Origin of the sequence: Sphingopyxis sp. (assembly GCF_016463645.1) — a bacterium.
Classification (GTDB): domain Bacteria; phylum Pseudomonadota; class Alphaproteobacteria; order Sphingomonadales; family Sphingomonadaceae; genus Sphingopyxis.
The window spans coordinates 1-12,673 of record NZ_JAEMQX010000105.1; the positions used below are offsets into that span (position 1 = coordinate 1).

Here is a 12,673-nt window from a genome sequence, read left to right on the forward strand (position 1 = left end):
AGCACCGCGATCGACGCGATATTGTCGAGCGTGTTGAACGCCGCCTCGCCCGACAGCTGCCAGTCGCCCCCGAACATCTTCCACTGATATTCGCCGCGCCCGATCGTCTCGCCGATATCGCCCGTCTGCGCGAAGCGGTCGCCCGTCGCGACTTCGCCCTCGGGCGTCGTGACGATTTCCTGCCGGTAGGGTTCGTGGCTGAAGCGGCGGAGCCCGATCAGCTTGAGCTTGCCCGGCCCGAAACCGAACTGATAGTCGCCGCTGACCTCATAGTTCCAGCTGTCCGCATTTTCATAGACGGTGCGGACGCGGTCGGGTTGTCCCGGCCCGGTGCGGAACCCGTCCTCATAATAGCGGTCGTACTTGCGCTGATAATGGCCGCCCAGATTGGCGACCGTGTCGCCCGCGGGGTCCCAGGTGATGCGCCCCGACAGCTTCGGCGTGTCGTAGTGCGTGTTCCAGATATCCTTGCGCCGTTCGGTGATATTGCCCGCGCCGTCATGGATGAGCGTCGGGCCGCCCGCGCCGCTGCGCGCCGAATCGTCGTTGTTGAGCGACGCCTCATATTCGACATCGCCCTTGCGCCCGCGCACCGACACGTCGCCGCGGGTGAACAGCGGATCGGTATAATGCGGGCGAAACTGCGGCTTCCACGAAAACTGCCCCGAAAAACTGTCGGCGCGATAGACGATATTGGCCACCTGTCCCGACAGGCCGGGAATATCGAGCGTGGCGCCGTCGACGATCTCGATCCGTTCGACGTTGCTCGCGGGGATGCGCGACAGCTGGGTGTACATGTCGTCGGCCTTGTTCGACGGCCGCTCGCCGTTGAACAGCACATTGCCCGTCGCCTGCCCCAGTCCGCGCAGCTGTTCATTGTCGCGGATCTGGAACCCCGGAACCTGGATCAGCATGTCGTATGCGTTGCGCGGCGCGTAGCGCGCGAAATCGGCGGGCGCATAAACCTGCCGCGCCGCACTCGTCGCCGTCGGTGCGATCTCGGTCGGCGCCGGCGGCGGCGCTTCGCCGGTCGGCGCGGCCGTCTCCTGCGCCATCGCCGGCACCGCAAGCACGGCGGCCACGGCCGCAAGACTGGTCAGTCGTTTCACTTCCGCTTTCCCCCCGCCGCGCGGTTCATCGCCTGCGCATATTCGGCGCTCACACCCATCGCCTTCATGCTGACGACCTCGTCGGCGCTCAGTTTCCGGTATCCCGCCGCGGCGAGCCCGCGCACATAGGCGCCGTCGACGCCCAGCGCCTTGCACGCGATCGCGTCCTCGACGTCGGTCAGCACGAGCGCTTCCGATCTGAGGTCGCGGATATATTCGGGTCGCACCTCGAGCGCCGCGGCGGCGATCAGGTCGTCGGCATCCTTCGGCCGCACCCCCTCGCGCGCCAGCCCGTCGGCAAGCGCGATCGATGCATCGACGAGCAGCATCGCGAGCAGGGTCGATCGCCGGTCGGGCGCGAGGCCGCGTTCGTTCAGCGCCTTCTCGAACGCCGGATCGGACGTGAAGCGGCATTCGCCCCGCCCGTCGAACGCGCCCGTTAGCGTGCCGGTGCACGACAGCGTGCCCGCGTCGTGCGCGACCTGAAAGCTGACCGGTCCGGCGGTCGCGCGTCCGAGCGCCGCCTCGGCCTCGGCGAAATAGGGACGCGTTCCGTCGAAGGTCCGGTCGCTGCTCGACCTCTTGTGCTGGATGCGAATCCGCGGCGCGCTTTTCTTTCCGCCCGCGGGCTCGGCGACCCAGCTGACGTCGGTCAGGACAAGCGGGTCGGCGGCGGCGGTCGGCGCCGAACAGGCGAGGATCGACAGCAGCGCGGCGCCGCCGGCAAGATATAGGGCCTTCATTTGGTGCACTCCTCCCACCGTGCGCCGGGCGAGCGTCATCGCTCGCCGCCGCAGCGGCCATTTTGAAACGGGTTTCGATTAATCGTCGGTCAGTGCGGACGAACGTCCGGGCGTCAGTCGCGGACGGGCGGCTCGGGCGGCTCGGGCACGGCGGGGAACTCGATCCGCGCGGTGCGGCCGTCGGCGCGGCGCGCCTCGATCACCCCGCGCTCCATATCGACGACCGCCACATTGCCACCTTGCACGGCCTTCGTCACGGGACGGGGCGTCACCGGCGTGCGGGGCTTCGCAACCGGGCGGAACCCGCCCGTCGCGCGCAACTCGATCGCCTCGTCGGCGCTGCGCATCTTCACCCCCGACTTCTGCATGTCGGTGACGAAATCGCAGTCGACCCCCATCGCCTTCAGCGCGACCAGATCGTCGATCCCGACACCCGGGAAATGCGACTTCATGTCGCGGGCAAAGGCGGCATCGACGCCAACATGCCGCGCGCCGACCAGGTCGTCGAAGTCGGCACCGGGAATGATGGCGCGCATCTGCCGGACATAGGCGGGGTCGATCCCGCTCGCCTTGGCCGAGATGATGTCGTCGGCGTCCAGCGACCCGCCGCTCTCGCGCAGCTTTTCGACATATTCGGGGGTCACGCCGACCGCGCGCATGCTGACGAGCTGTTCGGCGGTCAGCGGCTTCGAATTCGCCGTCGCCGCAGCGACCACGCCGTCGCCGCTCTTCGCCGAAGCCGCTGCCGACGTGGACGACGTCACCGTCGTTTCCTCGCGATTCGAGGCGACGGCGGTGTGAACGCCCGCTTTCGCCTCGGGCTTCGCCGTCGCGGAAAAGGCGGCAAGCGGCGCGGTGATCCCCGCGAGCACGACGAGGCTCATCAGCATCCAGCTCGCACTCGCCGGACCGCGCTTCAGGCTGCCGTCGAGGACGCGGGTGATGCGGCGCTTCAGGCTGTCCTTGCCCGGCGCGACGCCGTGCGCGGCGAGCAACGTCCCCTGATTGTCGTGACGCGCCGCGCCGACCAGCAGGGTCGCATAGTCGGGGCCGTCGATATCGGCCATCAACACCGCATCGTCGGCGGCCTCCTCGCGGAGCTGATGGCTCTCGCGCGCCAGCATCCACACGAGCGGATTGAACCAGAAGACCGCGCAGGCGACCCGCGCGCCGAGCAGTTTCGCCCAGTCGAGCCGTGCAACATGCGCGAGTTCGTGCGCGATGATCGCCTCGGCTTCACCCGCGGCCGCGACCGCCTTGGGGCTCAGCACGATCGTCGGGCGCAGCACGCCCCAGCTGATCGGCGACCGCAGTTCCGGGCTGACGAGCAGCGCGGTGCCATGTTTGAACCCCATGCGCCGCTGCGCCTCGGCGAGCGCCGACAGCCACGATCCCTCGACCAGTATCTCGGCGCGGGCGCGCATCGCGAACAGCCGGACGACGGCGAGCGCCATCACTCCAGCGAGGAGCAGGAGCGGGAGCAAATAGAGAAAGGGGGCAAGGTCGCTCCACGAAAAGACGATCGGCGTCGATCCGGCACGATCCGCCACGACAGGGACTGAAGCCGTGGCGGGTGCCGGATCGATCGCCGATCCCCCCGTTGTCATGATTTCGGTGGCGGGCACCGCCGGCGTCGCGAACCAGTCGGCGGGCAACGGCGTCCATTGCGGCAGGAACAGGATTGCCGCGGGCAGCACGAGCAGCGCCGCGAGCCCCGCATGCGCGATCATCGACCGCTCCCCGGCCGAACGGGCGCGTGCGAGCCGCAGCAGCCCGAGCGTCAGCGCGGCGACGACAACCGATTTCCAGGCCAGGCCCAGCAACATGGCGGTGCTCAACATCACCCTCTCCCTTCGCGCGCTTTGGCGATCATCTTTTCCAGCTCGTCGAGTTCCGAATTGCTCATCTCGTCCTGCATGCCGAGCAAAGCGGCGGCGGCACTTGTCGCCGAACCGTTGAAAAAGACGCGCACGACCTGGCTCAGCGCCGACTTGCGCGCGGTCTTGTCCGACACGCTCGGTGCATAGACGAAACCGCGCTCCGACTGTTCACGGGCGACGAAACCTTTGGTCTCGAGGCGCTTCAGCATCGCGCGGATCGCCGACCCCGACAGCGCGTCGGCCAGTGCCTCGCCGATCTCGGTCACGGTCGACGCACCGCGCTCATAGAGAATGTCGACGATTTCGCGTTCGCGTGGCGGCAGACTGGACAGCATTTCGAATCACCTTATGCGCTACATTTGTAGCGTGCTACATTTGTAGCGCATGCTTTGCAAGGGGTTTTGTTCGGATAACACACGGCCGCATCGAAAAGGCCCGCGCCGGTCGCTAGCCGCCTTCCGTTTCACCGGCCCGGTCCACCATATCCATGAAGTCGCGCGCAACGTTGCGCTCGCCCTCATCCTTGAACGCGACGTCGAGGTCGGGCGCCACGCCGAGCATATACATCAGCGCCCAGAGCGCGAAGCGGCGGCCGGGGTTGGTTTCGAGGCCGAAATCGACGCGCATGCGCTCGGTGCCTGCGGCGTGCGCCTCGGGGTGGACCGCCGCGAGGTCGGCGGTGCCGAAATAGCGGCGGAGCTGGTCGTCGAAATCCATGGCGCCCTTTTGGGCGGTTTGGGGCGCTTGGCAAGGTCGTGTGGCAAAATCGGGCGATCCGGAGACCCGGCCGGTTGTCATTCGCTTGGGCGCCCGATAGGGCGGCCACCGTGAAGACCAGCATCGATATCGGGACCGACAGCACGGGACAGAGCGTGCGCATCGACGTGCAGGAACTGCTCGCGACGCGCCTGCTCGTCCAGGGCAATTCCGGGTCGGGCAAGTCGCACCTGCTACGCCGCATCCTCGAGGAAAGCGCCGCGCTGGTGCAGCAGATCGTGATCGATCCCGAAGGCGATTTCGTTACCCTCGCCGACGCCTACAGCCATGTCGTGATCAACGGCGGCGACTATAACGAGCGCGAGATCGCGGCGATGGGCGCGCGCATCCGCGAGCATCGCGCGTCGATCGTCCTCAGCCTCGAATCGCTCGATATCGAGGCGCAGATGACCTGCGCAGCGGCGTTCCTGAATGCCTTGTTCGATGCGCCGCGCGAGCACTGGTTTCCCGCGCTGGTCGTGGTCGACGAGGCGCAGATGTTCGCGCCGAGCGTCGCTGGCGACGTCGCCGACAATGTCCGCCGCGCGAGTCTCGGCGCGATGACGAACCTGATGTGCCGCGGGCGCAAGCGCGGCCTGGCGGGCGCGATCGCGACGCAGCGGCTGGCCAAGCTCGCGAAGAATGTCGCCGCCGAGGCGAGCAATTTCCTGATGGGGCGCACCTTCCTCGACATCGACATGGCGCGCGCCGCCGACCTGCTCGGCATGGAGCGGCGGCAGGCCGAGACGATCCGCGACCTCGAACGCGGGCATTTCCTCGGGCTCGGTCCCGCGATCTCGCGGCGACCGCTCTCGGTGCGCATCGGATCGACGCAGACCTCGACGCGCCTCGGCACGCACGGCCTGATGCCGCTGCCCGAGGCAGGGGGCGACGATATGCGATCGATGCTGTTCACCGAATTGGAAGCGCCCGCCCAACCGCGCGTGTTTGCGCCCGAGCCCGAACCCGTCGCCGCGAGCGAGGTTCTGGAGCGGATCGCGGCGAGCGAGGGACTGCACGAGGATGTCGATGCACCGCCGGTGTTCGACATTGTCGAGGCGGCGGCGGAAGCCGAACAGAGCGACGCGGTGGTGATCGGGACGCTGCAGGAGATGCTGTCCGATCCCGATTGCGCCTTCCAGCCCGAATCCTTCCTTTACCAGGATTTTTCGGTGCGCTGCCGGATGCAGAAACTGAAGAAGGTGCCGCTCGACCTCGCCGCCTTCCGCCGCCGCTTCGCACTCGCCAGGGGCGGGGTGTTCGATCCGGCCGAGCCGCGCTGGCGCGAGGCACTGATCGTCGCCGACCGGCTGCCGCACGACATGTTCGCCCCCTTCCTGCAGATCGCGCGCGCCGCGATGGACGGCGAGCCCTGCCCCGACGACGAGATCCTCGGCCGCGCCTATGGCAGCCGCTCGCCGGGACGTATCCGCCGCCTCGTCGAATATATGGAAAAGCAGGGTGTGATCGTCGTACGCGCCGATTTCGGCGGGCGCCGCTCGATCGGCATTCCCGAACTCGGGCTCAGCACCGAGGCCGAATAGGCTCGCTCCGTCGCGATTTCGCCGCGACCCGGCATGTTAATTCCGAATTAGCCACCTTAAATCTTGGGGCCGCGCGCGGCGCGCGGCAATCCCTGCCGCAGGTTCGCACCTATAAAAGCGGATGCCAGCTCTCCTTGGTGGGTGGATCGTCCCGACCCCAGACCATAACCGACAGGAGAGACTGCCATGCCTCGTCACGGCGTATATCCGCGCGACATCGTTCCGCCGCGCTCCAAATATTCCGACGCCGGCCGCTTTGGCCGCATGTTCGGCGAACTGCCGCCCTTTGCCGCCGACACCCCCGATGTGCGCGCCGCGCTGATCGAGATCGGCAAGGCCGGGGGCATCATGGATGCCAGGGACAATCTGACCAAGACCCCCGCCGAGCTGATCACCAATCCGGCGCTGTCGGCGAAGAACAGCGACAATCCGACGCTGACCGCGGGCTTTACCTTCCTCGGCCAGTTCCTCGACCACGACATGACCTTCGATCCGACATCGAGCCTCGAGCGGCAGGTCGATCCCGAACAGATCGCCAATTTCCGTACCCCGAGCTTCGGGCTCGACAATGTCTATGGCGCGGGACCGGGCGGCAGCCCGCATCTCTATGACACGCAAGGCGGCAAGGGCGGCAAGTTCCTGCTCGAAGCGACGGGGACCGCGAACAAGTTCGACCTGCCGCGCAACAGCCAGAATGTCGCGCTGATCGCCGACCCGCGCGACGACGAGAATCTGATCATCGGCCAGCTTCAGGTCGCCTTCCTGAAGTTTCACAATCAGGTCGTCGAATATGTGAAGACCAGGATCAAGCTGACCGGATCGGACGAGATTTTCGCCGAGGCGCAGCGGATCGTACGCTGGCATTATCAGTGGATCATCGTCCACGAATTCCTGCGCAAGACGTGCGGCGACGCGGTGGTCGACGATGTGCTGACGAACGGCCGCAAATATTACAGCTGGCACAACGAGCCCTATATCCCGGTCGAATTCTCGGTCGCGGCCTATCGCTTCGGGCACAGCCAGGTGCGGCCGTCGTACCGCGCCAATTTCACCGGCAACGGTGGCAATCCGTTCTTCGCGATGATCTTTACCCCGACACCGTCGGACCCGACCGATCCCGACGATCTGTCGGGCGGCTGCCGCGCACCGCGGCGCTTCATCGACTGGCCGACCTTCTTCGACTTCAGCGACGGCAATGTGAAACCGAACAAGAAGATCGACACGACGTTGTCGACGTCGCTGTTCCGTCTGCCGGGATCGGTCGTGCCGAACCCCGATCCGAAGACCAACCCGGCCTCGCTCGCGCAGCGCAACCTGCTCCGCCACCTGACCTTCTCGCTGCCCTCGGGCCAGCGGGTGGCGCGCGCGATGAAGCTGCCCGAACTGTCGAAAGGCGATTTGTCCGATCTCAAGCCGCACGGCTTCGACGACCGGACGCCGCTCTGGTTCTACATATTGCGCGAGGCGCAGGTGACGCAGAATGGCGAGCGGCTCGGGCCCGTCGGCGCGCGGATCGTCACCGAGGTGTTCCTCGGGCTGCTGCAGGGCGACAAGGGATCCTATCTCTCGCAGGATCCCGAATGGCAGCCGTTCCTGCCGACGGTCGATGCGTCGAGGAAGGGTGATGACTTCCGCATGATCGACCTGCTCCGCTACGCCGAGGTCGCCTAGGAGGCGAAAAGGCGGCGAAGTCACCGGCGTTCCCTCGCGGGGCGCCGGTGATTCCCCATTCAACTCTTCCTGAACAAGGCCTCGGCCGCGGCCTTCTGGCTCGTCGCGGCGCTGCGGTGCGCCCTGATCCGCGCAATCTCGCCTTCGAGCGCGGCGATGCGGTCGTCGAGTTCGTCGACCGACAAAGGATCGAGCGGCTGTTTTGTCAGCGCCGCGAGCACGTCGTCGCGGCGGCGGGGAAGGTCGTCATCGTCCATGGCGCATCCTCCTGAAAAAGCGCGCGACTGTTGACCCGTGTCGCCGCACTGTCAATAAGGCGGAGCAGGGGTGCGGGAATGATTGGACCAGTGGGGGATTTTACCAAGTGACGAGCGTGCCAGCAGAAATGACCGCCATCGCCATCAGCGCGCCCGGCGGACCCGAAGTCTTGCAACCGGAAACGCGGCCGGTGCCGCGGCCGGGGCCGGGCGAGGTGTTGATCCGCGTCGCCGCGGCGGGCGTGAACCGCCCCGACGTACTGCAGCGCATGGGCTTTTATCCACCGCCGCCGGGAGCATCGGACCTGCCGGGGCTCGAGATTGCGGGGACGATCGCCGCGGTCGGGCCGGGCGACGATCCCGAACTTCTGGGGCAGTCGGTGTGTGCACTCGTCGCGGGCGGCGGCTACGCCGAATATTGCGTCGCGCCGGTCGGGAGCTGTCTGCCGGTGCCCAAGGGCTTTTCGATGGAAGAGGCGGCGGCGTTGCCCGAAACCGTCTTCACCGTGTGGCACAATCTGTTCGAGCGCGGCTATGTGCGCGACGGCGAGACCGTGCTTGTCCATGGCGGCACCAGCGGTATCGGCACGACCGCGATCGGACTGTGCAAGCTGTTCGATATCAAGGTCATCGTGACGTGCGGCAGCGCCGACAAATGCGCGGCGGCGACCGAACTCGGCGCCGATCTTGCCGTCGATTATTCGAGCGCGGACTATGTCGAGGCCGTGAAGGCCTTCACCGGCGGCCGCGGCGTCGAGGTCGTGCTCGACATGGTGGGCGGCGACTATGTGCCGCGCAACCTTGAGTGCCTCGCCGACGACGGGCGGCATGTGACGATCGCCTTCCAGCGTGGCGCGAAGGTCGAGATCGACATATCGCAGGTCATGCGCCGCCGGCTGACGCTCACCGGGTCGACACTCCGCGCGCGGAGCAGCGAATTCAAGGCGCTGCTCGCCGATGAAATCCATCGCACCTTGTGGCCGCTGCTCGCCGAAGGCGCATGGAAGCCCGCGATGGACCAGAGCTTCCCGCTCGCCGACGCCGCCGCCGCGCACGCGCGGATGCAGGCGGGCGCGCATGTCGGAAAGATCGTGCTCACGGTGGGATGAGCCGGGGGAACATTCGATTTTACCGGCGGTTGATCGGGAGGGGGGTAATCCAGGAGGATGATCGCTCCCGATGAAAAGCATGCTTTTGCCCGTTACAGGCCTCGCCCTCGCCGTCGCCGCCTGCTCGCAACCGGCCGAAACCGAAAAGGCGCCGACCGCTTCCTATGACGGCGAGGTCGCGCCCGAAAGCAAGGTTCCCGATACCGGCACGCCCGCGATCAAGCCGACCGACGTGCCGACGCGCGGCGGCGACGGCTCGCCGATCGAGCTCGCCGCGCTCACCGGGACCGACGTCGGCGGCGCCAAACTGAAGGGCGAACTCGCGTGCAGCTTTGCCGCCGGGGACGCCGCACAGCCGATCCTTGTCGCCAATGGCGACGTCGCGTCGGACGAGCCGTCGCGCGGGATCGTGAAGGTCGGCGACACGATCGAAGCGATTTCGGCGAACGGCGGTTTCGACACGATGGCAAAGGGGACCAAATTCTTCGCCAAGGGGCTGCAGCTTCGCGTCGCGCTCGTCGGTCCGGCGCAGGGTGGAGGGGAGTCGCCGCCGCGTCCCGCGACGCTGACCGCCGACCGCGCCGACGGTGCCCGGCGCGTCTTCGCGGGGCTGTGGCGCTGCGGTCCGTAAGCGCCACTTGCGACCGCGCGCCGATCGCCGCATAGAGGCGCCGCTGGTGCCGGGGGCCAGCGGCGATTCACGTCTATGGGGGCTGCGATGGGCGATTTCCCGATCCTTCACGAATATGCCGCGAGCGGCAATTGCTACAAGATACGGCTGACCGCGGCGCTGCTCGACTGCCGGATCGAGCGGCGCGAATATGACATCATGAAGGGCGAGACGCGGACGCCCGATTTCCTTGCGAACGTCAACGCCAACGGCCGGATTCCGGTACTCCAGATCGGCGACAAATTCCTTCCCGAAAGCAACGCCGCCTGCTTCTGGCTCGCCGACGGCACGCACCTCGTCCCCTATGACCGCTTCGAGCGCGCCGACATGCTGCGCTGGATGTTCTTCGAACAATATAATCACGAACCCAATGTCGCGACCTTGCGCTTCTGGATGAAATGGATCGGCGAGGCGAATTTCACCGATCTCCAGCGCGCGCAGGTCCCGGCGAAGCAGACGGCGGGAGCGGCGGCACTGCGGCTGATGGACGAACATCTTGCGAGGCACCCCTGGCTCGCGGGTCAGGATCTCTCGCTCGCCGACGTCGCGCTCTATGCCTATACGCATGTCGCCGAAGACAGCGGACTGTTCGCGCTCGCCGACTATCCCGCCGTACAGCGCTGGATCGCACGGATCGAGGCCGAGCCGGGCTATATACCGATGGCGGCATGAAACGCGCATTCGGCAAGCGAACACGCCGCCGTCATCGTAATTTCACAAAGCCCGCCGCTTTTCCCTTGCGGAGGGGCGGCGGCATCGCCACGTTATCGTCCTAAGGGGGCCGCCATCTCCCCGGCCTGGTCCCCGCAAGGAGATGAATGACCATGCCGTCCTTTTCGGAAAGCCTCGAAAAGACCCTCCATAACGCGCTGAAGGCCGCTTCGGAGCGCCACCACGAATATGCGACGCTCGAGCATCTGCTCTACGCGCTCATCGACGACGATCATGCCGCCGAAGTTATGCGCGCATGCGGCGTCGCGCTCGACGACCTGCAATCGGCGGTCGTCCACTATCTCGACACCGAACTCGACAGCCTGAAGGTCGAGGGGCACAGCGACCCCTCGCCGACCAGCGGTTTCCAGCGCGTCGTCCAGCGCGCGATCCTGCATGTCCAGTCGTCGGGCAAGGACGAGGTGACGGGCGCCAACGTCCTCGTCGCGCTCTTCTCCGAACGCGAATCCTATGCCGTTTATTTCCTCCAGCAGCAGGATCTGACCCGCCTCGACGCGGTCTCCTATTTGAGCCACGGCGTCGGCAAGGGCGGCAAGCCCTCGCCGCAGGCCGAGCCCGAGGAAAAGGAAGAGGCGAAGGACAAGGGCGAAGGCAAGTCCAAGAAGGAAACCGCGCTCGACCAGTTCACCGTCAACCTCAACGAAAAGGCGAAGGGCGGCAAGGTGGACCCGCTGATCGGCCGCAGCGCCGAGGTCGACCGCACGATCCAGATCCTCTGCCGCCGCAGCAAGAACAACCCGCTTTATGTCGGCGATCCCGGCGTCGGCAAGACCGCGATCGCCGAGGGCCTCGCGCGCAAGATCATCGAGGGTGACGTGCCCGAGGTGCTGCTGCCCGCGGTCATCTATTCGCTCGACATGGGCGCACTGCTCGCGGGCACCCGCTATCGCGGCGATTTCGAGGAGCGGCTGAAACAGGTCGTGACCGAACTCGAAGGCCTGCCGCACGCGATCCTGTTCATCGACGAGATCCACACGGTGATCGGCGCAGGTGCTACTTCGGGCGGCGCGATGGACGCGTCGAACCTCCTGAAACCGGCGCTGTCGGGCGGCGTGATCCGCTGCATCGGCTCGACGACCTACAAGGAGTTCCGCAACCATTTCGAAAAGGATCGCGCGCTGCTGCGCCGCTTCCAGAAGATCGACGTGGTCGAACCGACGCTCGAGGATACGAAGAAGATCCTCGCGGGTCTGCGCAGCGCATTCGAGGCGCATCATCAGGTGCGCTATACGCAGGATGCGATCAACGCGGCGGTCGACCTCTCGGCGCGCTACATCAACGACCGCAAATTGCCCGACAAGGCGATCGACGTCATCGACGAGGTCGGCGCGATGCAGATGCTCGTCGCCCCCTCGAAGCGCAAGAAGACGATCACCGCCAGAGAGATCGAAGCCGTGATCGCCACCATGGCGCGCATCCCGCCCAAGTCGGTCTCGACCGACGACAAGGCGACGCTCGCCAGCCTCGAAACCGACCTCAAGCGCGTCGTCTTCGGCCAGAACACCGCGATCGAGGTGCTGTCGTCGGCGATCAAATTGAGCCGCGCGGGCCTCCGCGATCCCGAAAAGCCGATTGGCAACTATCTGTTCAGCGGTCCGACCGGCGTCGGCAAGACCGAGGTCGCGAAGCAGCTCGCGTCGATCATGGGCATCCCGCTCCAGCGGTTCGACATGTCGGAGTATATGGAGCGACACAGCGTGTCGCGCCTGATCGGCGCGCCTCCGGGCTATGTCGGTTACGATCAGGGCGGTCTGCTCACCGATGCGATCGACCAGAACCCGCACTGCGTGCTGCTGCTCGACGAGATCGAGAAGGCGCACCCCGACCTGTTCAACATCCTGCTCCAGGTGATGGACAACGGCCGCCTGACCGACCACCACGGCAAGACGGTCGACTTCCGCAACGTCATCCTGATCATGACGACCAATGCGGGCGCCAGCGACATGGCGCGCGAGTCGATCGGTTTCGGCCAGTCGACGCGCGAGGATGTGCAGGAAGAGGCGGTGAAGCGCATGTTCACCCCCGAATTCCGCAACCGCCTCGATGCGATCGTGCCCTTCGGCTATCTGCCGCCCGAGGTCGTCGCGCGCGTCGTCGACAAGTTCATCCTCGAGCTCGAACTGCAGCTCGCCGACCGCAACGTCCATATCCAGCTCGACGATGCGGCGCGCGAATGGCTGACCGGCAAGGGCTATGACAAGC

At 66.3% G+C, this 12,673-nt stretch carries 12 protein-coding genes; 6 read left to right on the forward strand and 6 right to left on the reverse strand.

From position 1 onward, the window contains the following. The 5 genes from JHC57_RS17195 to JHC57_RS17215 form a co-directional block, all read right to left on the reverse strand. Nucleotides 1–1,109: TonB-dependent receptor (locus tag JHC57_RS17195; protein ID WP_294031520.1), on the reverse strand; the 1,109-nt coding region annotated here is incomplete at its 3' end. Next, nucleotides 1,106–1,852: a hypothetical protein gene (locus JHC57_RS17200; protein ID WP_294031521.1), complete on the reverse strand. Its 747-nt coding sequence runs from the start codon at nt 1,850–1,852 to the stop codon at nt 1,106–1,108. The genes JHC57_RS17195 and JHC57_RS17200, both read right to left, overlap by 4 nt. Nucleotides 1,853–1,965: 113 nt before the next feature. After that, the gene (locus tag JHC57_RS17205) at nt 1,966–3,693 is read right to left on the reverse strand and encodes a M56 family metallopeptidase (RefSeq protein WP_294031523.1); all 1,728 of its coding nucleotides are present in this window, start codon (nt 3,691–3,693) and stop codon (nt 1,966–1,968) included. Continuing rightward, on the reverse strand, nt 3,693–4,067 hold the full coding sequence (locus tag JHC57_RS17210; RefSeq protein WP_294031525.1) for a BlaI/MecI/CopY family transcriptional regulator: 375 nt from the start codon (nt 4,065–4,067) through the stop codon (nt 3,693–3,695). The genes JHC57_RS17205 and JHC57_RS17210 overlap by 1 nt, the downstream gene beginning before the upstream one ends. Nucleotides 4,068–4,179: 112 nt before the next feature. Beyond that, a complete protein-coding gene (locus JHC57_RS17215) occupies nt 4,180–4,449 on the reverse strand; it encodes a hypothetical protein (protein WP_294031526.1) in 270 nt (89 codons plus the stop codon). A 110-nt stretch (nt 4,450–4,559) separates the two neighbouring features. Between JHC57_RS17215 and JHC57_RS17220 the strand changes: the two genes are divergently transcribed. Beyond that, nucleotides 4,560–6,032, forward strand: a complete 1,473-nt coding sequence (locus JHC57_RS17220; protein ID WP_294031528.1) for an ATP-binding protein — start codon at nt 4,560–4,562, stop codon at nt 6,030–6,032. 186 nt (nt 6,033–6,218) lie between these two features. Then, nucleotides 6,219–7,703: a heme peroxidase family protein gene (locus JHC57_RS17225; protein ID WP_294031530.1), complete on the forward strand. Its 1,485-nt coding sequence runs from the start codon at nt 6,219–6,221 to the stop codon at nt 7,701–7,703. 59 nt (nt 7,704–7,762) lie between these two features. Here the strand turns inward: JHC57_RS17225 and JHC57_RS17230 are convergent, their stop codons facing one another. Beyond that, the gene (locus tag JHC57_RS17230; protein ID WP_294031531.1) at nt 7,763–7,960 is read right to left on the reverse strand and encodes a DUF1192 domain-containing protein; all 198 of its coding nucleotides are present in this window, start codon (nt 7,958–7,960) and stop codon (nt 7,763–7,765) included. 128 nt (nt 7,961–8,088) lie between these two features. Here JHC57_RS17230 and JHC57_RS17235 point away from each other — a divergent pair, with 128 nt between their 5' ends. The 4 genes from JHC57_RS17235 to clpA form a co-directional block, all read left to right on the forward strand. Then, nucleotides 8,089–9,069, forward strand: a complete 981-nt coding sequence (locus tag JHC57_RS17235; protein WP_294031532.1) for an NAD(P)H-quinone oxidoreductase — start codon at nt 8,089–8,091, stop codon at nt 9,067–9,069. Between the two features lie 70 nt (nt 9,070–9,139). Beyond that, nucleotides 9,140–9,700 carry a hypothetical protein gene (locus JHC57_RS17240; protein ID WP_294031534.1) on the forward strand — a complete coding sequence of 187 codons (561 nt, stop codon included), beginning with the start codon at nt 9,140–9,142 and terminating at the stop codon, nt 9,698–9,700. A gap of 87 nt (nt 9,701–9,787) precedes the next feature. Next, nucleotides 9,788–10,411, forward strand: coding sequence for a glutathione S-transferase family protein (locus JHC57_RS17245; protein ID WP_294031535.1), 624 nt, complete (start codon nt 9,788–9,790; stop codon nt 10,409–10,411). A gap of 152 nt (nt 10,412–10,563) precedes the next feature. After that, nucleotides 10,564–12,673: ATP-dependent Clp protease ATP-binding subunit ClpA (gene clpA / locus JHC57_RS17250; RefSeq protein ID WP_294031537.1), on the forward strand; the 2,110-nt coding region annotated here is incomplete at its 3' end.

Bases quoted from the DNA above. Each gene is read 5' to 3' on its own strand.
- JHC57_RS17235 (WP_294031532.1), top strand. From the start codon at position 8,089: ATGACCGCCATCGCCATCAGCGCGCCCGGCGGACCCGAAGTCTTGCAA.
- JHC57_RS17200 (WP_294031521.1), bottom strand. From the start codon at position 1,852: ATGAAGGCCCTATATCTTGCCGGCGGCGCCGCGCTGCTGTCGATCCTC.
- JHC57_RS17240 (WP_294031534.1), top strand. From the start codon at position 9,140: ATGAAAAGCATGCTTTTGCCCGTTACAGGCCTCGCCCTCGCCGTCGCC.
- JHC57_RS17215 (WP_294031526.1), bottom strand. From the start codon at position 4,449: ATGGATTTCGACGACCAGCTCCGCCGCTATTTCGGCACCGCCGACCTC.
- JHC57_RS17210 (WP_294031525.1), bottom strand. From the start codon at position 4,067: ATGCTGTCCAGTCTGCCGCCACGCGAACGCGAAATCGTCGACATTCTC.
- JHC57_RS17205 (WP_294031523.1), bottom strand. From the start codon at position 3,693: ATGTTGAGCACCGCCATGTTGCTGGGCCTGGCCTGGAAATCGGTTGTC.
- JHC57_RS17225 (WP_294031530.1), top strand. From the start codon at position 6,219: ATGCCTCGTCACGGCGTATATCCGCGCGACATCGTTCCGCCGCGCTCC.
- JHC57_RS17230 (WP_294031531.1), bottom strand. From the start codon at position 7,960: ATGGACGATGACGACCTTCCCCGCCGCCGCGACGACGTGCTCGCGGCG.
- JHC57_RS17245 (WP_294031535.1), top strand. From the start codon at position 9,788: ATGGGCGATTTCCCGATCCTTCACGAATATGCCGCGAGCGGCAATTGC.